This window comes from Streptomyces sp. NPDC049915 (assembly GCF_040656475.1).
Classification (GTDB): domain Bacteria; phylum Actinomycetota; class Actinomycetes; order Streptomycetales; family Streptomycetaceae; genus Streptomyces.
The window spans coordinates 1-24,024 of record NZ_JBFAMH010000019.1 but is presented as its reverse complement, the minus strand read 5'-3'; the positions used below and the strand labels follow the sequence as shown (position 1 = coordinate 24,024).

Annotated in this window: 19 protein-coding genes, 1 pseudogene and 1 riboswitch; of the genes and pseudogenes, 6 read left to right on the top strand and 14 right to left on the bottom strand. The window is 69.7% G+C overall.

Annotated features, from left to right (window positions below):
- Positions 1-114 precede the first annotated feature (114 nt).
- Positions 115-231: riboswitch (SAM riboswitch) on the bottom strand.
- Positions 232-306: 75 nt separating this feature from the next.
- The 5 genes from trpD to AB0J12_RS27440 form a co-directional block, all read right to left on the bottom strand.
- Entirely contained in the window at positions 307-1,371 is a 1,065-nt protein-coding gene (trpD, locus tag AB0J12_RS27460; RefSeq protein WP_363267117.1) for an anthranilate phosphoribosyltransferase, read from the bottom strand.
- A 333-nt stretch (positions 1,372-1,704) separates the two neighbouring features.
- Positions 1,705-3,342: a cytochrome bc complex cytochrome b subunit gene (locus tag AB0J12_RS27455; RefSeq protein WP_363267116.1), complete on the bottom strand. Its 1,638-nt coding sequence runs from the start codon at positions 3,340-3,342 to the stop codon at positions 1,705-1,707.
- The gene (locus AB0J12_RS27450) at positions 3,339-4,394 is read right to left on the bottom strand and encodes a Rieske 2Fe-2S domain-containing protein (protein WP_363267115.1); all 1,056 of its coding nucleotides are present in this window, start codon (positions 4,392-4,394) and stop codon (positions 3,339-3,341) included. Before AB0J12_RS27450 ends, AB0J12_RS27455 begins: the two co-directional genes overlap by 4 nt.
- A complete protein-coding gene (locus tag AB0J12_RS27445; RefSeq protein WP_363267114.1) occupies positions 4,391-5,203 on the bottom strand; it encodes a c-type cytochrome in 813 nt (270 codons plus the stop codon). The genes AB0J12_RS27450 and AB0J12_RS27445 overlap by 4 nt, the downstream gene beginning before the upstream one ends.
- 78 nt (positions 5,204-5,281) lie before the next feature.
- Positions 5,282-5,902, bottom strand: coding sequence for a heme-copper oxidase subunit III (locus tag AB0J12_RS27440; RefSeq protein ID WP_363267112.1), 621 nt, complete (start codon positions 5,900-5,902; stop codon positions 5,282-5,284).
- Between the two features lie 178 nt (positions 5,903-6,080).
- Between AB0J12_RS27440 and AB0J12_RS27435 the strand changes: the two genes are divergently transcribed.
- Both AB0J12_RS27435 and AB0J12_RS27430 read left to right on the top strand, forming a co-directional pair.
- Complete coding sequence (locus AB0J12_RS27435) at positions 6,081-6,482, top strand: hypothetical protein (protein ID WP_363267111.1); 402 nt, start codon at positions 6,081-6,083, stop codon at positions 6,480-6,482.
- A gap of 101 nt (positions 6,483-6,583) precedes the next feature.
- Positions 6,584-7,540, top strand: a complete 957-nt coding sequence (locus AB0J12_RS27430) for an IS481 family transposase (protein ID WP_363267110.1) — start codon at positions 6,584-6,586, stop codon at positions 7,538-7,540.
- 103 nt (positions 7,541-7,643) lie between these two features.
- Here AB0J12_RS27430 and AB0J12_RS27425 read toward each other — a convergent pair whose 3' ends face one another.
- From AB0J12_RS27425 to coxB, 4 genes are all read right to left on the bottom strand, one after another.
- Entirely contained in the window at positions 7,644-8,903 is a 1,260-nt protein-coding gene (locus AB0J12_RS27425) for an Ig-like domain-containing protein (protein WP_363267109.1), read from the bottom strand.
- Between the two features lie 152 nt (positions 8,904-9,055).
- Complete coding sequence (locus tag AB0J12_RS27420) at positions 9,056-9,454, bottom strand: cytochrome c oxidase subunit 4 (protein WP_363267108.1); 399 nt, start codon at positions 9,452-9,454, stop codon at positions 9,056-9,058.
- Positions 9,451-11,190 (bottom strand): cytochrome c oxidase subunit I, encoded by a 1,740-nt coding sequence (gene ctaD / locus AB0J12_RS27415; protein ID WP_363267107.1) that lies wholly within the window; start codon positions 11,188-11,190, stop codon positions 9,451-9,453. Before ctaD ends, AB0J12_RS27420 begins: the two co-directional genes overlap by 4 nt.
- Positions 11,187-12,146: a cytochrome c oxidase subunit II gene (coxB, locus tag AB0J12_RS27410; protein ID WP_363267106.1), complete on the bottom strand. Its 960-nt coding sequence runs from the start codon at positions 12,144-12,146 to the stop codon at positions 11,187-11,189. The genes ctaD and coxB overlap by 4 nt, the downstream gene beginning before the upstream one ends.
- A gap of 259 nt (positions 12,147-12,405) precedes the next feature.
- Between coxB and AB0J12_RS27405 the strand changes: the two genes are divergently transcribed.
- Positions 12,406-13,785: an aminotransferase class V-fold PLP-dependent enzyme gene (locus AB0J12_RS27405; RefSeq protein WP_363267105.1), complete on the top strand. Its 1,380-nt coding sequence runs from the start codon at positions 12,406-12,408 to the stop codon at positions 13,783-13,785.
- Positions 13,786-13,923: 138 nt separating this feature from the next.
- On the opposite strand, the gene AB0J12_RS27400 is transcribed toward AB0J12_RS27405, so the two are convergent.
- Entirely contained in the window at positions 13,924-14,898 is a 975-nt protein-coding gene (locus AB0J12_RS27400) for a carbohydrate kinase family protein (protein ID WP_363267104.1), read from the bottom strand.
- 130 nt (positions 14,899-15,028) lie between these two features.
- Between AB0J12_RS27400 and AB0J12_RS27395 the strand changes: the two genes are divergently transcribed.
- A complete protein-coding gene (locus AB0J12_RS27395; RefSeq protein ID WP_363267103.1) occupies positions 15,029-15,238 on the top strand; it encodes a hypothetical protein in 210 nt (69 codons plus the stop codon).
- A gap of 195 nt (positions 15,239-15,433) precedes the next feature.
- A complete protein-coding gene (locus tag AB0J12_RS27390; RefSeq protein ID WP_363267102.1) occupies positions 15,434-16,996 on the top strand; it encodes a hypothetical protein in 1,563 nt (520 codons plus the stop codon).
- Positions 16,997-17,077: 81 nt separating this feature from the next.
- Here AB0J12_RS27390 and erpA read toward each other — a convergent pair whose 3' ends face one another.
- A complete protein-coding gene (erpA, locus tag AB0J12_RS27385; protein WP_019756460.1) occupies positions 17,078-17,434 on the bottom strand; it encodes an iron-sulfur cluster insertion protein ErpA in 357 nt (118 codons plus the stop codon).
- A 268-nt stretch (positions 17,435-17,702) separates the two neighbouring features.
- Here erpA and nadA point away from each other — a divergent pair, with 268 nt between their 5' ends.
- Entirely contained in the window at positions 17,703-18,887 is a 1,185-nt protein-coding gene (gene nadA / locus AB0J12_RS27380; protein ID WP_363267100.1) for a quinolinate synthase NadA, read from the top strand.
- Positions 18,888-18,906: 19 nt separating this feature from the next.
- Here the strand turns inward: nadA and AB0J12_RS27375 are convergent.
- The 3 genes and pseudogenes from AB0J12_RS27375 to AB0J12_RS27365 all read right to left on the bottom strand — a co-directional run.
- Positions 18,907-19,494, bottom strand: a pseudogene (locus AB0J12_RS27375) (PQQ-binding-like beta-propeller repeat protein); the annotation flags it as partial.
- Between the two features lie 275 nt (positions 19,495-19,769).
- Complete coding sequence (locus tag AB0J12_RS27370; protein WP_363267099.1) at positions 19,770-22,871, bottom strand: efflux RND transporter permease subunit; 3,102 nt, start codon at positions 22,869-22,871, stop codon at positions 19,770-19,772.
- A gap of 139 nt (positions 22,872-23,010) precedes the next feature.
- Positions 23,011-23,700: a response regulator transcription factor gene (locus tag AB0J12_RS27365; protein ID WP_363267098.1), complete on the bottom strand. Its 690-nt coding sequence runs from the start codon at positions 23,698-23,700 to the stop codon at positions 23,011-23,013.
- Between the last annotated feature and the right edge of the window lie 324 nt (positions 23,701-24,024).

Here is a 24,024-nt window from a genome sequence, read left to right as displayed (position 1 = left end):
AGAAGGCGCGGGAAAGGATGAAAAAGGGTGTGCGGAGGCGGGGCTCTGCGGCCCTATCGCATTCGCTTGCTCACGGAAGACTCCTCGACGACCAGGACCCCTGGGTTCGCGAGGGGTCCGCGCTTGCCGCAGACCTTGCTGCCTGCGGCCTGGTCTTCACCCGGGGCACCCCGCCACGGACGGAGGGTTGCCGGACAGTCGGCCGGGGCCTCATGACTGTCACTCATGACCTGGTACGGGAACGTAACGGAAGTGATCGGCGTCCCGCAACCCGAGTCCGGATCGCGGGACGGCCGTGGGTCGGCGCTAGGCGTTGCTGGCCGCCACCCAGCGCTCCAGTGTGCGCTTGGCCGAACCCGAGTCGATGGACCGGGCCGCCTTCGCCATGGCGGCCCGGATCTGCTCGGCCAGCGGTGCGCCGGTCGGCTCCAGAGCGACCAGCGCGGCCGCCGAGTTGAGCACGACGGCGTCCCGGACGGGCCCGGGCTCACCGTCCAGCAGGCGCCGGGCCACCTCGGCGTTGTAGGAGGCGTCGGCGCCGCGCAGGGCCTCCACGGGGGCCAGGCCGATGCCGACCTCCCGCGGGTCGAAGGTCTCCTCGGTGACCTTGCCGTCACGGACGATCCAGACCCGGGACGTGGAGGTGATCGTCAGCTCGTCCAGGCCGTCGTCGCCCCGGAAGACCAGGGAGGAGTTGCCGCGTTCGGCGAAGACGCCGGCGACGATGGGCGCCATCCTGGCGTCGGCGACGCCGACGGCCTGCGCCCGTACCTTCGCCGGGTTGGTCAGCGGGCCCAGTACGTTGAAGGTGGTGCGGATGCCCAACTGGCCGCGCGCGGCGGCCACATGGCGCAGCGCCGGGTGGAACTTCACCGCGAAGCAGAAGGTGATCCCGGCCTCCTCGGCGACCTGGGGCACCCGGTGCAGCGGCAGGTTGAGGTTGACGCCGAGCTTCTCCAGCACGTCGGAGGCGCCGGAGGCCGAGGAGGCGGCCCGGTTGCCGTGCTTGACGACCTTCGCGCCCGTGCCGGCCACGACGATCGAGGACATGGTGGAGATGTTCACCGTCTTCGCGCCGTCGCCGCCCGTGCCGACGATGTCGACGGTGGGGCCGGGGACCTCGATGACGTTGGCGTGGTCGTACATCGCCCGGACCAGACCGGTGATCTCCTCGACCGTCTCGCCCTTGGCGCGCAGCGCGACCGCGAACCCGGCGATCTGCGCGTCGGTGGCCTCGCCGCGCATGATCTGGTCCATCGCCCAGGCGGTGTCCTCGGCGCTCTGGTCGCGGCCTTCCAGCAGGCTGTTCAGCACGCGCGGCCAGGAACGGCCCGCCGCGGTGTCGCCTCCAGCGGGGGTCACAGCGCTCATCAGCCGCTCCTGGTCGTCGTACGCATCGAATGACGTCTCCACCCTATCCAGCCCGGCGCACGGCGAAGGGCCCCGTCCGCACACCGGACGGGGCCCCGCCCACGCACGGCAAGCCCGCCCGCGTCACCCGCCGCCGCAGCCCCCGGCCCCCGGCCGGCTTATTGGCCCGCGGCCACACGCTCGGCCTCCGTCGCCGGACCAGCGCCTCTCACCACGGCCCTCGCCGGACCACCGCTCCTCACGACGGCCGGCCGAAGACCGCCCGCGCACGGCGAAGGGCCCCGTCCGAACACCGGACGGGGCCCTTCGACCGTGGCGTGGCTGACGCAGCGATCAGTGGTGGCCGTGGCCGCTCGTGATCTCCCTGTACTCCTCGGTGGTGGGCTTCGGAATCTGCGACTCCTCGCCGAAGTACGCCTCGCTGAGCTTGGCGCGCAGCTTCTCGGCGCCCTTCACCTTGCGCTCGACACCGTTCTCGTCGACCGTCGGGCCGATCTCGAGCGGCTGGTACTGCTCGTGCGCGGTGAGGGTGTGCAGCGCCTCCTGGCTGAGCGGCTCGTGGACCTCGATGAACTCACCGTGCGGCAGGCGCTTGATGGTGCCGGTCTCGCGACCGTGCAGCACCTTCTCCTTGTCCCGGCGCTGCAGGCCGAGGCAGATCCGCTTGGTGATCAGGAACGCGAGGACCGGTCCGACGAAGACGAAGACCCGCACGAACCAGGTGACCGCGTTGATCGACAGGTGGAAGTGCGTGGCCCACAGGTCGTTGCCGCCACCGATCAGCAGGGTCAGGTACACCGTCATCCAGGCGACGCCGAGACCCGTGCGCGTCGGGGCGTTGCGCGGGCGGTCCAGGATGTGGTGCTCGCGCTTGTCGCCGGTGACCCAGGACTCGATGAACGGGTAGACCGCGATCGCCACCAGGACCAGCGGGAAGATCACCAGCGGGATGAACACACCGAGAACCAGCGTGTGACCCCAGAAGTTGATCTCCCAGCCCGGCATGAAGCGGATCAGACCCTCGGAGAAGCCCATGTACCAGTCGGGCTGGGCGCCCGTGGACACCTGGTCCGGCCGGTAGGGGCCCATGGCCCAGATCGGGTTGATCTGCGCGACCGCGGAGATGACCGCGATGACACCGAAGACCAGGAAGAAGAAGCCGCCCGCCTTCGCCATGTACACCGGAAGCAGCGGCATGCCGACGACGTTCTTGTTCGACTTGCCGGGACCCGCGAACTGGGTGTGCTTGTGGTAGAAGACCAGGATCAGGTGGCCCACCACCAGGCCCAGCATGATGCCCGGCAGCAGCAGGATGTGGATCGAGTAGAAGCGGGCCACGAAGTCGCCGCCCGGGAACTCGCCGCCGAAGAGGAAGAACGACAGGTACGTGCCGACGATCGGCACGGACAGGATCGCGCCCTCCATGAAGCGGACACCGGTGCCGGAGAGCAGGTCGTCCGGGAGCGAGTAACCGGTGAAGCCGGTGAACATGCCCAGGACGAACAGCAGGAAGCCGAACAGCCAGTTGATCTCACGCGGCTTGCGGAACGCGCCCGTGAAGAACACGCGCATCATGTGCACGAACATGCCCGCGAGGAAGATCAGCGCGGCCCAGTGGTGGATCTGCCGGATCAGCAGACCACCGCGCACGTCGAAGGAGATGTGCAGGGTCGACCTGAACGCCTCGGACATCATCTGCCCCTGGAGCGGGACATACGTGCCGTGGTACTCGACCTCGTTCATCGACGGGTGGAAGAAGAGCGTCAGATAGACACCCGTCAGAATGATGATGAGGAAGCTGTACAAGCACACTTCGCCCAACATGAACGACCAGTGGTCGGGGAAGATCTTGCGCATGTTCGACTTGGCGAGGGAGTAGATCCCCAGCCGGCCGTCGGCCCAGTCGGCGACGCGTTCGCCGGCCGGTGCCTTCCCGCGAGAGCGGGGTGCTTCGTTCGCTGCAGTACTCATCCGCGCTCCCAGAAAGCAGGACCGACGGGCTCTTCGAAGTCGCCGAGCGCCTCGAGGTAGCCCTCGTCGTTCACACCGATGCGCAGCTGCGGCAGGGCGTGACCGGCGGGACCGAAGATCACACGGGCACCGTCGGACAGGTCGAAGGTGGACTGGTGGCAGGGGCACAGCACGTGGTGCGTCTGCTGCTCGTACAGCGAGATCGGGCAACCGACGTGGGTGCAGATCTTGGAGTACGCCACGATGCCCTCGTGCGACCACTGGAGCTCGCGCTTGTCCTTGATGTTCTCCGGCTGGAGCCGGACGATCATCAGGGCCGCCTTGGCGATCTCGGTCTGGAAGTCCTCGTCGTGCTCCTCCAGGCCCTCGGGCTTGGCGAAGGTGAGCGAGCCGACCGCGACGTCCTCGGGACGCAGCGGCTCGTTCGTGTTCATGTTGACGAGGAGCTTGCCCTTGGACCACAGCGTGTGCCGCAGGCTCGTCCCGGGCAGCGGACCGAGGTCGCGCAGCAGGAACAGACCCGACAGCGGGACCAGGGTCAGCGCACCGAACATCGTGTTGCGGATCAGCTTGCGCCGGCCGATCGCCGACTCCTTGGCGCCCTGGCGGAAGTCCGCGTGGACCTTCGCCCGGACTTCCGGGGAGGCCTCGATCGGGTGACGCTCGTCGGCCACCTCCACGTCGGACATCAGGGTGCGGGCCCAGTGGACCGCGCCCGCGCCGATGCAGAACAGCGCCGTGCCGAGGGTCAGACCCAGCGCGAAGTTCATCGCGCTGAGGTGGCCGATCGGGAAGACGAAGATCGACTTGTGGTGCGGGATCGTCACGTACGAGGCGATGAAGCCGAGGGTGGCCAGCATCGACACCGTGAACAGCAGGGCCACCATCCGCTCGGACCGCTTGGCGGCCCGCTCGTCGATGTCCTGGATCCGGTGCTCGTGGGGCGGCAGGCCGGGGTCGGCGAACGGGTTCCCGTCCGCGACGCCCACCGCGCCGTGCGCGTGGTCCTGCTCTGCGGGCAGGTTCTCTTCTGGAATGTCTTGGCTACTCATGACTTCTTGGCCTTTGCGGTCCGAGCGGCGACCCAGACGGCGACCGCGATCAGGGCGCCGAGGCCGAAGATCCAGGCGAACAGACCCTCGGTGACCGGCCCGAGGCCGCCCAGCTCGAGACCGCCCGGGTTCTCCGTCTCATCGCCGTTGACCGCGTGCAGGTACGCGATGATGTCCTTCTTGTTCTGCTCCGACATGGTGGTGTCGGGGAACGACGGCATGTTCTGCGGGCCGGTCTGCATGGCCTCGTAGATGTGCTTGGGGTCCACACCCTCGAGCGTCGGGGCGTACTTGCCGTTCGTCAGCGCGCCGCCCTTGCCGGTGAAGTTGTGGCACTGCGCGCAGTTGGTACGGAACAGCTCGCCACCCTTGGCGATGTCCGCGCCCTCCGGGCCGTACTGCTGCTTCGTCGGGACGGCCGGGCCGGCGCCGAGCGAGGCCACGTAGGCCGCGAGCTGGTCGATCTGGGCCTGCGTGTAGATGTTCTTCTTGCTCGGGATCTGGGCCATCTGCGAGGTGGAGGCCGGCATACGGCCGGTGCCCACCTGGAAGTCGACCGCGGCGGCGCCCACGCCGACCAGGCTCGGACCGTCGGAGGTGCCCTGACCGCCGGTGCCGTGGCAGCTGGCGCAGCCCACGGTGTAGAGCTTCTTGCCCTCGTCGATGGCGAGGGACTGGGAGGAGTCGTCGGCCTGCGCCTTGCCCGCGGGCGCGAACGCGGCGTACAGACCCCCCGTGGCCGCCAGCGCGAGGAGTAGGACGACGACCGCCGCCAGCGGATGGCGTCGTCGTGCGGAAAGCTTTTTCACGGATTACCCCGGTGTCAGGATCTTCAGCGTCGATGCTTCTGGGTGGTGCGTTGCGAGAACGCGCGTGGGATCTTCTCGCTACTTGATCAGGTAGATCGTGGCGAAGAGGCCGATCCAGACGACATCGACGAAGTGCCAGTAGTAGGACACGACGATGGCGGCGGTCGCCTGCTCGTGCGTGAACCTCTTGGCCGCGTAGGTACGGCCGAGGACCAGCAGGAAGGCGATGAGACCGCCCGTCACGTGCAGGCCGTGGAAGCCGGTGGTCAGGTAGAACACCGAACCGTACGGGTCCGAGGACAGCGAGATGCCGTCCCTCTTCACCAGCTCGGTGTACTCGTAGATCTGACCGCCGATGAAGATCGCACCCATGATGAAGGTGACGATGAACCAGCCCCGGAGCTTCTTCACATCACCGCGCTCGGCCGCGAACACGCCGAGCTGGCAGGTGAGGGAGGAGAGCACCAGGATCGTGGTGTTCGTCGCGGAGAAGGGCACGTTCAGGGCATGCGCCATCTCCTTCCAATGATCGGCACCCGTCACCGAACGCAGGGTGAAGTACATCGCGAAGAGGGCCGCGAAGAACATCAGCTCGGAACTCAGCCAGATGATGGTTCCGACACTGGTGAGGTTCGGCCGATTGACCGACGGGTGCGCGTGCCCGGTATCTACTGTCGTTGCTGTCGCCACGACCGACATTATGTCGGTCGCTTATCCCGCCCTCACTCCGGGGGGTGCCGTTCGGAGTGTTCCCCGTGTGTGTACTGCCCGTATGGCCCATCGCAGAGGTGTTCCCACAGGTGTTGACGGGCTGCGTGAGGGAGTAGCATCCGCCGCAACGGGCTTGTCTCTACGACGCTGACGTCTCGGAGGAACCATGCGGCCGACCGCCACGGTGCTGGTCTACAGCGACGACTCCAACACACGGGAGCAGGTACGGCTCGCGACCGGGCGGCGCCCGGCGCCGGACGCCCCGGTGGTGGAGTTCATCGAGTGCGCGACGCCCGAGGCGGTCCTGCGGGAGATGGACAAGGGCGGCATCGACGCCTGTGTGCTGGACGGTGAGGCCGTGCCGATGGGCGGCATGGGGATGTGCCGGCAGCTCAAGGACGAGATCTTCCAGTGCCCGCCGGTGCTGGTGCTGATCGCCCGGCCCCAGGACGCGTGGCTGGCGACGTGGAGCCGGGCGGACGCGGCGGTGGCGCTGCCGGTGGAGCCGGTGGAGTTCGCGTCGGCGTTGGCCTCTTTGCTGCGGCAGGAGCGGTTGCAGAGCGCCTAGGTGTATTGATCACGAGCGTTGTTGACAGCGGCGGGGCTTGATCATGGCGAAGACCTCCGGTGTGGTGGAGCTGTCTAGGACTGCACCACACGGAGGTCTTCGTGTCCCACCGTAATGCCCGGCTGACCGTTCACGGCAGGCGGCTGTTGATCGAGCGTGTCTGCTCGGGCCGGCCCGTCGCACATGTCGCAGCCGAGATGGGCATCTCGCGGCCCACCGCCCACAAGTGGCTGCGCCGCTGGAGGCAGGAGGGAGAAGCCGGCCTGCACGACCGTTCCAGCCGGCCCCACACGACGCCGCACCGCACTCCGGCAGCGGTGGAGGCCCGGGTCTGCCGCCTGCGGCAAGAACGCAAGCTGGGCCCGGCCCGCATCGGTCCGATCCTGGGCCTGCCCGCCTCCACCGTCCACCGGGTCCTGGCACGGCACGGCCTGAACCGCCTGGCCTTCCTCGACCGGCCCACCGGTCAGGTCATCCGCCGCTACGAACGCAGCCGGCCCGGCGAACTGATCCACGTGGACGTCAAGAAGCTCGGCCGCATCCCCGACGGCGGCGGCTGGCGCGTCCACGGCCGTGCCGCCCGCCCCGACCGCCGCCGCACCACCGGCTTCGACTACATCCACTCCGCCGTGGACGACCACAGCCGCCTGGCCTACAGCGAAGTCCACCCGGACGAGAAGGCGGTCACCTGCGCCGCCTTCCTGACCCGGGCCGCGGCCTTCTTCGCCACCTGCGGCATCGGCCGCATCGAACGCGTCCTGACCGACAACGCCTGGCCCTACCGCAAGAGCTTCGCCTGGCGGCAGGCCCTCGCCGACCTCAACGCAACCGGCAAACTCACCCGCGCCTACCGGCCGCAGACCAATGGCAAGGTCGAACGCTTCAACCGCACCCTGCTCGATGAGTGGGCCTACCTGCGGCCCTACACCAGCAACGACGAGCGCACCGAAGCCCTGGCAGACTTCCTCCACACCTACAACCACCACCGCTGCCACACCGCACTCGGCGGCCACCCACCGATCACCCGCGTTAACAACGCTTCAGGTCAATACACCTAGGAGGTCGGGGCGCGAGGTGGTTGCGCGGGTGCGGGCCGTTCGTGGCCGGTCGCGCCCACGCGGCGGAGCCGCATGTCGATGCAGCTCCGCGCCCTTGGGTCGGTCAGAGTGCCCTGGGCTGGAGCCTTGCCGCATCCTGCGTCACCGTCGTGTTGGTCTTGGCGCCGGTGACGGCGCTGCCTGTGCGCCATTTCTTCCAGTCCAGGTTCCAGTCGCCGAAGCCGTTGCCGAAGGATTCCATCGTCTCGCCGCCCGAGTTCACGACCTGGACGACGTCGCCCTCGCGGACGTGGTCGAAGAACCACTCGGCGTTGGCGGTGCTCATGCCGGTGCAGCCGTGGGAGACGTTGGCGTAGCCCTGGGAGCCGACGGACCAGGGCGCGGCGTGGACGTACTCGCCGCTCCAGGTCACCCGGGTGGCGTAGTAGACCGGCAGGTCGTAGGAGTCCGCGCTGCCCTCGGCGATGCCGATGGTGGTGCCGCGCATCCGTACGAAGTACTCCTTGCCGAGGACGACCTTGACGCCGTTACGGGTGTCGAAGCCGGGCTTGCCGGTGGTGACGGGGAATTGTTCGACCTCCTCACCGTTCTTGTAGTACGTCAGCGTGTGGGCCGCGGCGTCCGTGACCGCGATGACCCGGTCGCCCGTGGAGAGCTTCACGGAGGCGGACTTGCCGCCCCAGAGCCGGTCGCCGATCTTGATGCCGTCCAGGTTGCTGCGCACCTCGATGGTGGCGTGGGTGGGCCAGTACTCCTGGGGCCGGTAGTGGAGCTGCTTGTCGTCGACCCAGTACCAGGAGCCCTGCACCGTGGGGGTGGAGGTCACCTTCAGGGCGCGTTCGACGACGGCGCGCTGGTTCTTGTCCTTGATGGGCTGGCTCAGCTCGGCGGTGATGGGCTGTCCGACGCCGTAGGTGCCGGACTTGGGGCCGAACTTCACCGTGAGTGTCTTCTTGGAGGTGGGCTTGCCGGTGTCGAAGGTGAGGACCTTGCGCCCGGGGGCGCCGTCGTCGTCCTCGGTGCTCACCCGGACCGTGTAGTGGGCGCCTGCGGCCAGCGGCTCGGTGCTGTGCCAGCGGGTGCCGTCGGCGGAGAGTTCGCCCGCCACGAAGCGTCCTGTGGCGTCCACGGCGGTGACGTCCGTGATCCGGTCGTCGTCCTCGGCGGTGACTTCCAGTGGTTTGTCGGGGTCGGCCTTCTTCCCGTCCCCTGAGGGGCCGTTGAAGGCGATCTGGTCGGCCGCGTCGTAGGGGCGGTCGGCGAGCGGGTTGCCGTCCGAGCCGCAGGCGGTGGCGGCCGCGCTCAGGGCGATCACCAGCAGCGTGCAGCCGACGGCTGTGCGGGGGCGGGAAGGCTTGCTCATGACTTCACGCTAGGAAGCTTCGTCAATGACGGCGCGCGGGGTCACTCCCCCGAGTGAAAAGGATTACGGCGAACGGACACTGGAACCGCTCCGAACGCGTGAGCCCGGACGCTCCGTGAGGAGTGTCCGGGCTCAGCGGCGTCCGGCGCGTGTTACTGGGTGCGGCTCTCACCGCGGTAGTACTCGAAGACCCAGCCCCAGATGCCGATCAGGATGATCGGGGCGGAGAAGTAGAGCAGCCACCAGCCGACAGCGACACCGAGGAAGGCGATCGCACCGCCGATGCCGAGGGCGAGCGGCTGCCAGCTGTGCGGGCTGAAGAAGCCCAGCTCGCCGGCGTCGTCCGCGACGTCGGCCTCCTTGTTGTCCTGCGCACCGGTGTCGACCCGCTTGGCCGTGAAGCCGAGGTAGAAGCCGATCATGATGGACAGGCCGAAGGCCAGGAAGAGCGCCGTGGTACCGGCCGGCTCCTTCGACCACACGCCATAGACACACGCCATGACGAGGATGAAGACGGCCAGCCAGATGAACATCTTGCCCTGGATCTTCACTTGCCGGCCTCCTTGCCGCCCGCGATGGCCTTCTCACCGTGGCCGGCGTGCGCCAGCTGGTCGAGCTCGGCGATCTCCGGGTGGTGCAGGTCGAACGCCGGGGATTCGCTGCGGATCCGCGGCAGGGTGAGGAAGTTGTGGCGCGGCGGCGGGCAGGAGGTGGCCCACTCCAGGGAGCGGCCGTAGCCCCACGGGTCGTCGACGCCGACCGGCTTGCCGTACTTGGCCGTCTTCCACACGTTGTAGAGGAACGGCAGGATCGACAGGCCGAGCACGAAGGAGGCGATCGTCGAGATCGTGTTCAGGGCCGTGAAGCCGTCCGCGGCCAGGTAGTCGGCGTAACGACGCGGCATGCCCTCGGCGCCCAGCCAGTGCTGGATCAGGAAGGTGCCGTGGAAGCCGACGAACAGCAGCCAGAACGTGATCTTGCCGAGGCGCTCGTCGAGCATCTTGCCGGTCATCTTCGGCCACCAGAAGTGGAAGCCGGAGAACATCGCGAAGACGACGGTGCCGAACACGACGTAGTGGAAGTGCGCCACCACGAAGTACGAGTCCGAGATGTGGAAGTCCATCGGCGGCGAGGCCAGGATGACACCGGTCAGACCACCGAAGGTGAAGGTGATCAGGAAGCCGGTCGCCCACAGCATCGGCGTCTCGAAGGACAGGCTGCCCTTCCACATCGTGCCGATCCAGTTGAAGAACTTCACACCGGTCGGGACGGCGATCAGGAAGGTCATGAAGGAGAAGAACGGCAGCAGCACACCGCCGGTGACGTACATGTGGTGCGCCCACACCGTCACGGACAGACCGGCGATCGCGATGGTGGCCGCGATCAGACCCATGTAGCCGAACATCGGCTTACGCGAGAAGACCGGGATGACCTCGGAGATGATGCCGAAGAACGGCAAGGCGATGATGTACACCTCTGGGTGTCCGAAGAACCAGAAGAGGTGTTGCCACAGCAGTGCGCCGCCGTTCGTGGCGTCGAAGACATGGGCGCCGAACTTGCGGTCCGCCTCCAGGGCGAACAGCGCGGCCGCCAGGACCGGGAAGGCCAGCAGCACCAGGACACCGGTCAGCAGCACGTTCCACACGAAGATCGGCATGCGGAACATGGTCATGCCCGGCGCGCGCATGCAGATGATCGTGGTGATGAAGTTGACCGAGCCGAGGATGGTGCCGAAGCCGGAGAAGGCCAGACCCATGATCCACATGTCGGCGCCGATGCCCGGCGAGCGGACCGCGTCCGACAGCGGGGAGTAGGCGAACCAGCCGAAGTCGGCCGCACCCTGCGGGGTGAGGAAGCCGCCCACCGCGATCGTCGAGCCGAACAGGTACAGCCAGTAGGCGAACATGTTCAGCCGCGGGAAGGCGACGTCGGGCGCACCGATCTGGAGCGGCATGATCCAGTTGGCGAAGCCCGCGAACAGCGGCGTCGCGAACATCAGCAGCATGATCGTGCCGTGCATCGTGAACGCCTGGTTGAACTGCTCGTTCGACATGATCTGCAGACCCGGACGGGCCAGCTCGGCGCGCATGAGCAGCGCCATGACGCCACCGATGCAGAAGAACACGAACGACGTGACCAGGTACAGCGTTCCGATGGTCTTGTGGTCGGTGGTGGTGAGCCACTTGACCACGACGTTGCCGGGCTGCTTGCGCCGCACCGGCAGCTCGTCCTCGTAATACGGCTTGTCGGCCGCCGAGGAACCCTGGGGTTCGTTGACGATGCTCACAGGACGTTCGACTCCCGGTTCTTCTCGTGCCCCGTCTGCGCGATGCCGGCGGGAACGTAACCGGTCTGCCCCTTCTTGACGAGGTCCTTCAGGTGCTGCTCGTAGCGCTCGGGCGAGACGACCTTCACGTTGAACAGCATCCGGGAGTGGTCGACGCCGCAGAGCTCGGCGCACTTGCCCCGGAAGGTGCCCTCCGCGTTGGGGGTCACCTGGAACGCGTTGGTGTGGCCCGGGATGACGTCCTGCTTCATCAGGAACGGCAGCACCCAGAACGAGTGGATGACGTCCCGCGAGGTGAGGACGAACCGGACCGTCTTGCCCTTGGGCAGCCACAGGGTCGGGCCGGGGTTGTTGTTCTGCGGGTTCCGGGTGCCCGGCGTGCCGCAGTCGTAGACGCCGCCGGCGTTGGCCGGGAACGCCTTGGTGAACCGCTCCGGGATCGCGTTCAGTTCCGGGGCGGTCTTGGCGTCACCGGAGGAACCGTTGACGCTCTCGATGTAGTTGAAGCACCAGCTCCACTGGAAGCCGACCACGTTGACCGTGACGTCGGGCTTCTTGTCGAGGCTGAGCAGCTTCGACTCGTCGCGGGCCGTGAAGTAGAACAGCACCGAGACGATGAGGATCGGAACGACCGTGTACAGGGCCTCGATGGGGAGGTTGTACCGGGTCTGCGGAGGAACCTCGATCTTGGTCCGGCTGCGCCGGTGGAAGAAAGCACTCCACAGAATCAGACCCCACACCAGCACGCCAACGGCGAGCGCGGCAGCCCAGGAGCCCTGCCACAGAGAGAGGATCCGCGGAGCCTCTTCCGTGGTCGGGGTGGGCATACCAAGGCGGGGGAAGTCCTTGTATGTGCAACCGGTTGCGGTCGCCAGGACCAGGCCCGCGGTCAGTGCCTGCAGCAGCTTCCGCCGCATCGGGCGCCGCGGCGAGCGGTCGGAGCCGTTGGGACTCACGTAGCGCCTTCCCGAGAGTCTCGCCCGCGCTGTTCGGCTGCGGCCTTCTCGCTGGTCGGTCGCCGCCCTGCGTCGGGCAGGGGTTTGGATGTTTATGCGGACCAAACCCTAGCCGACGCTCTCCGGGGGTTCGCGGGGAGGGGTGCCTACTGACTCGGGTGGTTCGCTGGATTGGCGGCTGCGACGCCGTCGTGGCTTGTCGCGCAGTTCCCCGCGCCCCTTATGTCGGTCGGCCCGCCCGGGGTTTTACCGTTGCCCTGTGCCCTACTTCGATGCTGCTTCCGCTGCTCCTCTTCACCCCGTTGCGCGTCAGGCGCTGTTGGCCTCTTTGGATGAGGGGTGGGCCGATCCTGCGCGGTTGTACCGGGAGGGGCGCAGGGCGCGGATGCTGCTGGACGCCTCGCGGGAGGCGGCTGCCGAGGTCGTGGGGTGCCGGGGAGACGAGCTGGTGTTCACCTCGTCGGGAACCCGGGCCGTCCACGCGGGTGTCGCGGGAGCCCTGGCCGGGCGGCGGCGAGTCGGACGTCACCTGATCGTGTCCGCCGTCGAACACTCCTCCGTCCTCCATTCGGCCGAGGCGCACCAGGCGGACGGGGGCACGGTGACCGAGGTGCCCGTGAACCGGGGCGGGCGGGTGGACGCTTCTGCGTACGCCGCTGCCCTGCGGGAGGACACCGCGCTGGCCTGTCTGCAGACGGCGAACCACGAGGTGGGGACCGCGCAGCCGGTCGCCGAGGTGGCCGGGGCGTGCCGGGCGGCCGGGGTGCCGTTGCTGGTGGACGCGGCCCAGTCACTGGCGTGGGGGCCCGTCGAGGGCGGCTGGTCCCTGCTGGCGGCGAGCGCGCACAAGTGGGGCGGGCCGTCCGGGGTGGGGCTGCTCGCGGTGCGCAAGGGGGTGCGGTTCGCGGCGCAAGGGCCGGTGGACGAACGGGAGTCGGGGCGGGCCGCCGGCTTCGAGAACATTCCGGCGATCGTGGCGGCGGCGGCCTCCCTGCGGGCCGTGCGCGCCGAGGCGGCCCAGGAGGCGGTACGGCTGCAGGAGCTGACGGAGCGGATCCGGGCGGCGGTGCCGCGGCTGGTTCCGGACGTCGAGGTGGTCGGCGACGGGGAGCGGCGGCTGCCGCACATCGTCACCTTCTCCTGTCTCTATGTCGACGGGGAGGCGCTGCTGCACGCACTGGACCGGGCCGGCTTCTCCGTCTCGTCCGGTTCGTCCTGTACGTCGAGCACGCTGACGCCGAGCCATGTCCTGAAGGCGATGGGCGTCCTCAGCGAGGGCAACGTCCGGGTGTCGCTGCCGCCGGGGACGCGGGAGGAGGACGTGGAGCGGTTCCTTCAGGTGCTGCCGGAGGCGGTGGCGGGGGTACGGGAGCAGCTCGGGGCGCCGGCGCCGGCCGCGGCGGCGGTGGCCGGGGACGAACTGGTCGTCGACGCCCTCGGCAAGCGCTGCCCCATCCCGGTGATCGAGCTGGCCAAGGTCATCGGCACGGTGCCGGTGGGCGGCACGGTTCGCGTCCTGTCCGACGACGAGGCGGCCCGCCTGGACATCCCGGCCTGGTGCGAGATGCGGGGTCAGGAGTACGTGGGCGAGGAGCCGGCGGAGAAGGGGACGGCATACCTGGTGCGCCGGGTGACCTGAAGGGGTCCGGGGGCGCGGCCCCCGAAGGGGCGCGGGGCTGTGCCGATCTGCGGCTCCGCCGCGCGGGCGCGGCCGGCCCCCGCAAACCCGCACCCGGCGACGACGGAACCTGGGCGGACGAGGTGCCGCCCACCCAGGTCACCCCAGGTGCTTCTGGACCTCCGCGGCCGCCTCGTCGCCGTACGCCTTGGTGAACCGCTCCATGAAGTGCCCGCGCCGCAGCTGGTACTCCTGCGTACCGACCGTCTCGATGACGAGGGTCGCCAGCATGCAGCCCACCTGCGCGGCCCGCTCCAGGGACACGCCCCACACCAGTCCCGACAGGAAGCCCGCCCGGAACGCGTCGCCGACACCGGTCGGGTCGGCCTTGCGGTCCTCCTCCGGGCAGCCGACCTCGATCGCGTCCTCGCCGGCCTTCTCGATGCGCACGCCGCGCGCGCCGAGCGTGGTGACGCGGTGGCCGACGCGGGAGAGGATCTCCTCGTCGCTCCAGCCGGTCTTGCTCTCGATGAGGCCCTTCTCGTACTCGTTGGAGAACAGGTACGTCGCGCCGTCCAGCAGTATCCGGATCTCGTCGCCGCTCATCCGGGCGATCTGCTGCGAGAAGTCGGCCGCGAAGGGGATCGCGCGGGAGCGGCACTCCTCCGTGTGGCGCAGCATCGCCTCGGGGTCGTCGGCGCCGATGAGGACGAGGTCGAGGCCGCCGACGCGGTCGGCGACGGTCTTGAGCTCGATGAGGCGGGCCTCGCTCATGGCGCCGGTGTAGAAGGAGCCGATCTGGTTGTGGTCGGCGTCGGTGGTGCACACGAAGCGGGCGGTGTGCAGGGTCTCGGAGATGCGGACGGAGCCGGTGTCGACGCCGTGCCGGTCCAGCCAGGCACGGTACTCGTCGAAGTCGGCGCCGGCGGCACCGACGAGGACGGGCCGGGTGCCGAGCTGGCCCATGCCGAAGGCGATGTTCGCGCCGACCCCTCCGCGCCGTACGTCCAGCTGGTCGACCAGGAAGGAGAGGGAGACCGTGTGCAGCTGGTCCGCGACCAACTGGTCGGCGAAGCGGCCGGGGAAGGTCATGAGGTGGTCGGTGGCGATGGAGCCGGTGACTGCGATGCGCACGGCGTGGACGCTCCTGTGTGGAGGGGGATTGACAGTTCACGCTACCCGCTGGAGGGCCGCCTGCGCAGCGGACGAAACTACCCGATAGTAGATCTTTCCCGGCGGCGCGGCCGGTGCCTACGGTTCCGCTATGGCGAACCTCGAGTTCTCGCGGACCGCGCCGGCCGACCCGGAGGGCGGCCTGGCCTCGCTGATCGGTGAAAGCGCCCGGATGGCTCCGCACTGGACGGCCCCCGAGCGGGCCGCGTCCCGTCCCGTACCGCCGTCGCACATCCACGGCGTGCGGGTTCCGGACACCTCCGCCAGGCTGCTGGAAGCGATGTCGGACTACGGCGACTGACCGCGCGGGAGCCCGCGCGACCGGTGCGGCGTACGGCCGCGACCCGTACGGCGTACGGAAGGGAACCGTACGCTCCCCCGCTGCGTCCCATCGCTGTCCCCCAGGAAGGGGACGAGCGGTACGACCCCGGAGCAGGCGGCTTTGACAGGGCCTGGTCAGGGTTGAGGGACAGCTTGCAGCCGAAGGAGCGATGCGGTGAACACCGAGCGACCCGACAACGACGACGCGCCGGCCGGGCCCGAGGAGCACGGGGCTGCCGGAGAGCGGGGCGCCGCGCGGCGGCGGTCCCCGCTGGCCGTCGCCTCCGTGGCGGCCGCCGTGCTGCTGGTCGGGGGCGGCGGAGCGTACATGGCGGCGAACGCCGCCGGTGGCTCGCACGGGGCCGGCGCGCCCGGCAAGAACGGCTCGCCGACGCCCCTGGCGCTCGACGACTACGCGGCCGGTACGGGTCCGGGGTCCACGGGGCCCGGCGGGACGAACGGGATCGCGCCCGGGGAGCCCAATCCGTACGGCGTGACCTATCGGGCCGGCGGCAAGCTGCCGGCCGGGCCCGGTTCGGCTCCGGCGTACCGGGCGACGGGCGAGGTGTCCCGCCAGGACGTGGCCCGGCTGGCGAAGGCGCTCGGCGTGGACGGGGCGCCGGTGGCCGAGGGGCAGACCTGGCGGGTCGGCACCGGCCAGGACGGCGCCGGACCGATGCTCCAGGTGAACCGGCAGGCGCCGGGGACATGGACGTTCACCCGGTTCGCGCCGGGCACCGACAACTGCAAGGGCGCGGTGTGCGCCCCGGGTCCGGCCGAGACCTCCGGGGACCCGGTGAGCGTGGCGGCGGCCGAGAAAGCGGCCGCGCCCGTGCTGAAGGCGGTCGGCCAGGACGACGCGAAGCTGGACGCGAGCCAGGTGATGGGCGTCCGCCGGGTGGTGAACGCCGATCCGGAGATCGGCGGGCTGCCCACTTACGGCTGGACGACCGGGGTGATCGTCGACGCGCAGGGGCAGGTGGTCGGCGGCAGCGGGATGCTGCGGACGCCGGTCAAGGCCGACACGTATCCCGTGCTGAGCGCGGAGCGGACGCTGGCGCTGATGAACGCGGCGCCGGGCACGAGCACCGAGCACCGGATGGGCATCGGCGGCTGCGCCAGTCCCATGCCGCTGAAGGACCGGCTGGAGACGCCTTGCGGGCGGTCCTCCGGCGCGGGGCAGCGGGAGGTGGTCACCGTGCGCAGGGCGGTGTTCGGGCTGGCCACGCACTACTCCGCCGGACGGCAGGTGCTGGTGCCGTCCTGGCTGTTCGAGGTGCGACCGCCGGGCGCCAAGGAGGACTTCACGGTGACGTATCCGGCGCTCGACCCGAAGTACCTGACCTCGGCCCGGCCGTCGACGCCACCGTCGGCGCCGCCCGGTGAGCCGACCGGGCGGCCGAGCCCCCGGCCGACGGGTCCCGCGAGCGGCCCGGCTCCGGCGCCGTACGGCGTGCGGGCCGACGGCTACACGGCCGAGGGCAGGGAGCTGACCGTGACGTTCACGGGCGGGGTGTGCGCGTCGTACGACGTGAAGGCGCAGGAGAGTGCCGACCGGGTCACGGTGACGGTGACCGCGCATCCGGGCAAGGACAAGATCTGCCCGATGATCGCGAAGTTCTACCACCGCACGGTGCAGCTGAAGGAGCCGCTGGGTGATCGCAGGGTGGTCGGGCCGGACGGCCGGGGGATTGCGCTGGTCAAGCCCGGTGCGCGGCTGCCGGCCGACCCGCGGTAGCCGGTCAGCGGTACAGCGGAAGGCGGCGACCCCCTGCCCGGGGGGCGCCGCCTTCCGCTGTGTCAGCTGTGCGGGTGTGGCTCAGCTGAAGGAGTCACCGCAGGCGCAGGAGCCGGTGGCGTTCGGGTTGTCGATCGTGAAGCCCTGCTTCTCGATGGTGTCCACGAAGTCGATGGTGGCGCCGCCGAGGTACGGAGCGCTCATCCGGTCGGTGACGACCTTGACCCCGTCGAAGTCCTTCTCCACGTCGCCGTCGAGGGACCGCTCGTCGAAGAAGAGCTGGTAGCGCAGGCCGGAGCAGCCGCCGGGCTGGACGGCGACGCGCAGCGCGAGGTCGTCGCGGCCTTCCTGGTCGAGCAGGGCCTTGACCTTGGACGCGGCGGCGTCGGTCAGGACGATGCCGTCGGTCACGGTGCTGGTCTCGTCCGATACGGACATCTACATCTCTCCCGGGTTGTACGGAGACTGCTTGCCGACGTGTGCAACCGGCAGCGCCGCGGATTCATTCCGGGTGCCCCCGGTGCTTTCGTCCTCGGCTCTTTTCATGCTCGCACACGCGCCGGTGAGCGCACAGCGGCGCGGGGCGGGAGAGGACAGCCGGGCACCGGGATTCATGTCACATCGACACGATGGCCGTCGTCAAAGTGACGTGAAGCCGTTATGATATATAGCGTCAGTTCGACGAAAAGTAGAAAGGGTGCGTGTCGTGACCACCGCCCAGACCCCGGAGCTCGACGTGCAGCCGACTCCCCTCGCCCTGCTGCTGCTCGGCCGCGAGGCCGACCCGAAGAGCGAGCGGGGCGTCGAGTGCCCCGGCGACCTGCCGTCTCCCTCCGACCCCGACCTGGTCGAACGGGCCCGTGCCGCCAAGGCCCGGCTCGGTGACAAGGTCTTCGTGCTCGGTCACCACTACCAGCGTGACGAGGTGATCCAGTTCGCGGACGTCACGGGCGACTCCTTCAAGCTGGCCCGCGACGCCGCCGCCCGGCCGGAGGCCGAGTACATCGTGTTCTGCGGTGTGCACTTCATGGCGGAGTCCGCGGACATCCTCACCTCCGACGACCAGAAGGTGGTCCTGCCCGACCTCGCCGCCGGCTGTTCGATGGCCGACATGGCGACGGCCGAGCAGGTGGCCGAGTGCTGGGACGTGCTGACCGGGGCCGGGATCGCCGAGCAGGTGGTGCCCGTCTCGTACATGAACTCCTCCGCCGACATCAAGGCCTTCACCGGCAAGCACGGCGGCACCATCTGCACCTCGTCGAACGCGCAGCGGGCCCTGGAGTGGGCCTTCGAGCAGGGGGAGAAGGTCCTCTTCCTGCCGGACCAGCACCTGGGCCGCAACACCGCGGTGCGGGACATGGGCATGTCGCTGGACGACTGCGTGGTCTACAACCCGCACAAGCCGAACGGCGGGCTGACCGCCGACGAGCTGCGCGCGGCGAAGATGATCCTGTGGCGCGGCCACTGCTCGGTGCACGGCCGCTTCAGCCTGGACTCGGTCAACGACGTACGCGAGCGTGTCCCCGGCGTGAACGTGCTCGTCCACCCCGAGTGCCGGCACGAGGTCGTCGCCGCCGCCGACTACGTCGGCTCGACCGAGTACATCATCAAGACGCTGGAGGCCGCCCCGGCCGGCTCCAAGTGGGCCATCGGCACGGAGCTGAACCTGGTCCGCCGCCTGGCGAACCGTTTCGCCTCCGAGGGCAAGGAGATCGTCTTCCTCGACCGCACGGTCTGCTTCTGCTCCACGATGAACCGCATCGACCTGCCCCACCTCGTGTGGGCGCTGGAGTCCCTCGCCGACGGCAAGCTCGTCAACCGCATCGAGGTCGACAAGGAGACCGAGGCGTTCGCGAAGCTGGCGCTGGAGCGGATGCTGGCGCTGCCGTAGCGGCTGCCGCCGGACCGGGTCACTTCGCCGCACCGGTGCGGTCGGGGTGGCCCGGGTCGAGGGAGAAGACGGTGCCGTCCGGGGTGTCGACGACCAGGGCGCCGTCGTTCACCACCACCTCGGGCTCGCTCCAGCCCTCACTGACGACATGGTCCGCCTGCGCCGCGGACTCCCACAGCAAGGCGCCACTGCGCCTGTCCAGGGCGGCCACCCGCCCATTCGCGCCGGCCCGGTACAGGGTGCCGGTCCGCTCGTCGGCGATGGCGTCCCCGGGTTGTTGCAGCGTCGTCGTGGTCTGCCACAGGCTCCGGCCGGTCTCGCGCGACACGGCGGTGACCCTGCCGGTGGATCCGGCGACATAGAGCCTGCCGTCCGCCGGCGCCAGCCCGCCCCGGTATTCCTCCGCCGCCTTGACGGAGGTACGCGCCCCGGTGGCCGGATCCACCAGCGGGAAGCCGGTGCAGGACACGTCGGAGGTGGGACCGGCGGCCACGTCCTCCTCGTACTCGGCGAAGACCAGTCGCCCCGAGGCCGTGCCCATCAGGGTCGCCTCGCCGGAGGTCGTCCGCAGGCGGCGTGCCGAGCCGTCGGACGGATCGACGACGAGGACCTGCCCTTCCCCGGACCGGGACTTCGGGCCCGGAACACGCCGTCCGCGGCGTACTGGACGTGCACCACCTCGACGGCGGCCTCACGGACCGAACGCGACCGGCCGCGGCAGACGACCCCCATGCCCCCCGCCCCGAGCCGGTCGACGATCCGGTACCCGGCGACCGACCTGGGGTCGTCCTTGCGCAGCGGCACCGCTCCCGCACTCCCCTTCCCCCGTGGAGCAGTTCAGGGTCACAGGACAGGCAGCGGTGCCGCGGCGACGGCCGGGGGTCAGACCCCGGCCGTCGCCAGCGTCTCCTGCGCCTTCGCCTCCCGCTTGGCCGCGCGCTTCTTCGCGCGGCGCTCCTTGCGCAGTTCCAGCATCGCGTAGAGCGTCGGGACGAGGAGAAGGGTCAGCAGGGTGGAGGTGATCAGGCCGCCGATGACGACCACGGCGAGCGGCTGGGCGATGAAACCGCCCTCGCCGGTGACGCCGAGGGCCATCGGGAGCAGGGCGAAGATCGTCGCCAGTGCCGTCATCAGGATGGGGCGCAGGCGGTGGCGGCCACCCTCGATCACGGCCTCGACGACGCCGTATCCCTGACCGCGGTACTGGTTGATCAGGTCGATCAGGACGATCGCGTTCGTCACCACGATGCCGATCAGCATCAGCATGCCGATCATCGCGGGGACGCCCATCGGGGTGCCGGTGACGATCAGCAGGCCGAGCGCGCCCGTGGCCGCGAACGGGATGGACACCAGCAGGATCAGCGGCTGAGCCAGCGAACGGAACGTCGCGACCAGCAGCATGAACACGATCGCGATCGCCGCGAGCATGGCCAGGCCGAGGTTCTTGAACGCGTCGTCCTGGTCCTGCGTCACGCCGCCGATCTCGGCCTTCGCCCCCGCCGGGAGCTTCAGCGCCTTGATCTTCGACTGCAGGTCCGCGCTGACCGCGCCGGTGTTGTCGGCGGTCGGCTTGGCGGTGACGGTCGCCGCGCGCTGCCCGTCGATCCGGGTCATGGAGACCGGTCCGTCCACCAGCTTCACCTCGGCGATGTCACCGAGCCTCACCGGGCCGAGGCGCAGGTTCCGCAGCTCGTCGAGGGTCCGCGCCGGCTTGACGGACGTGATGACGACGTCCCGCTCGGTGTCGTCCAGGACCGCCTTGGCCGCCGGGGTGCCGCGTACGGCCTGCCCGACCGCCGCGCCGAGCGTCTGGTCGTCGAAGCCGGCCGCGGCCGCCTTGGCGTTCGCCTTCACCGAGATGCGCGGCACGCTCTGCGAGAGGTCGCTGGTGACGTCGGTGACGTCGTCCAGGTCGGCGACGGTCCTGCGGACCTGCTCCGCCGCGGTGCGCAGCGCACCGGCGTCGGCGGCCTTCACGACCACGCTGAGGTCCTGGCTGCCGAAGCCGTCGCCGGCGGAGACGGTGGTCGTGCCGATGCCGTGGAGCTTCTTCAGGCCGACCTCGATGCGGTCCTGTACGTCGTCGTACGTCGCGGAGTCCTCCAGCATGACCTGGTACGAGGCCTGGTTGCTGTCGGTGCTGCCGCCGAAGGCCGCCATGAAGCCGGAGGAGCCGACGGTGACCTGGTAGTCCTTGACGCCCTCGGTGGAGCCGAGCAGTCGCTCGACCTTCTTCGCCTGCGCGTCGGTGGCGGCCAGGCTGGTGCCCGGCTGCAGCTTCTGCTTGAGGGTGAGGACCTTCTGGTCGCCGGAGTCGAAGAAGTTCGTCTTCAGCAGCGGCGCCATGCCGAAGGTGGCGACGAGGACGACGACGGCGATGGCCACGCTGGTGAGGCGGCGGCGGGTGGCGAAGCGCAGGACGGGGACGTAGAAGCGCTGGAGGCGGCTGTTCGCCTCCTTCTCCTCGGCCTTGCGGCGGGCCTCCTCGGCGTCCTCCGGCGTGCCCTTCGGAGGGCGCAGGAACCAGTACGACAGCACCGGTACGACCGTCAGCGAGACCACGAGCGAGGCCAGCAGAGCCGCCGTCACCGTGATGCTGAACGAGCCGAACAGCGCGCCCACCATGCCGCCGACCAGGCCGATCGGCAGGAACACCGCGACCGTGGTGAGCGTCGAGGAGGTGACCGCGCCGGCGACTTCGCGCACCGCGTTCAGGATCGCGTCCTGGCGCTCCTCGCCGTAGCCGAGGTGGCGCTTGATGTTCTCCAGGACCACGATCGAGTCGTCGACGACCCGGCCGATGGCGATGGTCAGCGCACCCAGGGTGAGCATGTTCAGGGACAGGTCGCGCGTCCACAGCACGATCAGGGCCAGGACGACGGAGAGCGGGATGCTGACCGCCGTGACCAGGGTGGAGCGGATCGACGCCAGGAAGACCAGGATCACGAGGACCGCGAAGAGCAGGCCGAGCGCGCCTTCGGTGGTCAGGCCGGAGATGGACTTGGACACCGCCGGGCCCTGGTCGCTGACGACGGTGATCTTCGCGTCCTTGCCGAGGTTCTCGCGGAGTTGCGGGAGCTTGCCGGCCACGGCGTCGGAGATCGCCACCGCGCTGCCGTCGTGGTCCATGGTGGCCATCACGGCGAGGCTGGGCTTGCCGTCGGTGCGGGTGATGGAGTCCGCGGGGGCCTCCTGCTGCCGCACGGTCGCCACGTCGCCGAGCCGGGCCGGCCGATGGCCGTCCCGGGCGGGGATCGTCAGGTTCTGGATCTGCTCGACGGACGTGAAGCCGCCGCCGACCTGGACGGTGCGGTTGTGGCCGCCCTCGTCGAAGGCACCGGCCGGCATGGTGGCGCCGCCCGCCTGGAGGGCCTGCGCGAGGGACTGCACGGTCAGACCCGCCGCGGCCAGCTCGGCGTCGTCCGGGGTGACGGCGACCCGGAGGTCGCGCACGCCGCTGACGGTGACCTGGCCGACGCCGTCGATGTCCTTCAGCGCCGGTACGACCGTCTTGTCGAGCTGGTCGGCGAGGGCCTGCTGGTCCTTGCCGGAGGTGACGGCGAGGACGACGGTCGGCATGTCGTCGGTGGAACCGGCGACGACCTGCGGGTCGACGGCGTCCGGGAGCTGGACGCGGGCGCGGTTCACGGCCTGCTGGACGTCGGCGACGATCCGCTTGGTGTCGTTGCCGTAGTCGAAGGACGCCATGATCACGGCGTTGCCCTCGCCTGCCTTGGAGGTGACGCCGGTGATGCCGTCGACGGCGTTCAGGCGGTCCTCGATCGGCTCGACGACCTGCTTCTCGACGACGTCCGGGGAGGCGCCCTGGTAGGGAGCGATGATGGAGACCATCGGCAGTTCGATGGTGGGCAGCAGCTGCTGTTTCAGCTGCGGGATGGCGATCGCGCCGAACACGAGCGCGATGAGGGATATCAGGCCTGTCAGGGCACGTTGTGCCAGGCTGAATCGGGACAGCCAGGACATGGGCGTCAGGGTCTTCCTTCTGTGAGCCGGCAGAAGCGTGGCCCTTTCACCCTGTGTCATGCCGGGTGCCGTTCCGTAGGCCCCAGGTCCCGTTTCCTTATCCGGGACATACTCCGGGTGCAGTACGAGCGGGTTGAGCTCACTCCACCCTCGGACGGACCAGGCCGGACTCGTAGGCGATCACCACGAGCTGGGCGCGGTCGCGGGCGCCGAGCTTGGCCATGGCACGGTTGACGTGCGTCTTCACGGTGAGCGGGCTGACCTCGAGGCGCTCGGCGATCTCGTCGTTGGTGTGGCCTCCGGCGACCTGCACCAGCACCTCGCGCTCGCGGACCGTGAGGGCGGCGAGGCGGTCGGCGCGGAGGGGGTCGCGGTCGCCGTCGTCCGGGTCGCCCTGGGCGAGGAAGCGGGCGATGAGGCCGCGGGTGGCGGCCGGGGAGAGCAGGGCCTCGCCGGCGGCGGCGACGCGGATGGCGTTGAGCAGTTCGTCGGGTTCGGAGCCCTTGCCCAGGAAGCCGGAGGCTCCGGCGCGCAGGGACTGCACGACGTAGTCGTCGACCTCGAAGGTCGTGAGGATCACGACGCGGACGCCGGCCAGGTCGGGGTCGGCGCTGATCAGGCGGGTGGCGGCGAGGCCGTCGGTGCCGGGCATGCGGATGTCCATGAGGACGACGTCGGCGCGGTGCTGCTTGGCGAGGGTCACGGCTTCGGCGCCGTCGGATGCCTCGCCGACGACCTCCATGTCGGGCTCGGAGTCGACGAGCACGCGGAAGGCGCTGCGGAGCAGGGCCTGGTCGTCGGCGAGGAGGACGCGGATGGGGGTCGTCATGGGGGAAGGATCGCATGGGGCTGCTGTGCTTCGTCCGCGGGTCCGTTGTGGCTGGTCGCGGTTGCCTGCGGCGGCCTGTGCGGGGTGCGTTGTGGCTGGTCGCGGTGCCTGCGGCGGCCTGTGCGGGTGCGTTGTGGCTGGTCGCGCCGTTCCCCGCGCCCCTTTTTGTGCCTGCGGCGGCCCGTTGCGGTGCGTGGTGGGCTGGTGTTTCGCCTGCGGCGCGTTGTGGGCGTTCCGGGCCGGCGGCCCACCCGTCTGGCTCGGCGGCGCAGCCCCCGCGGCGCTGGCCCGTACCGGCCGGATGTACGACGGCTGGCTGCCCTA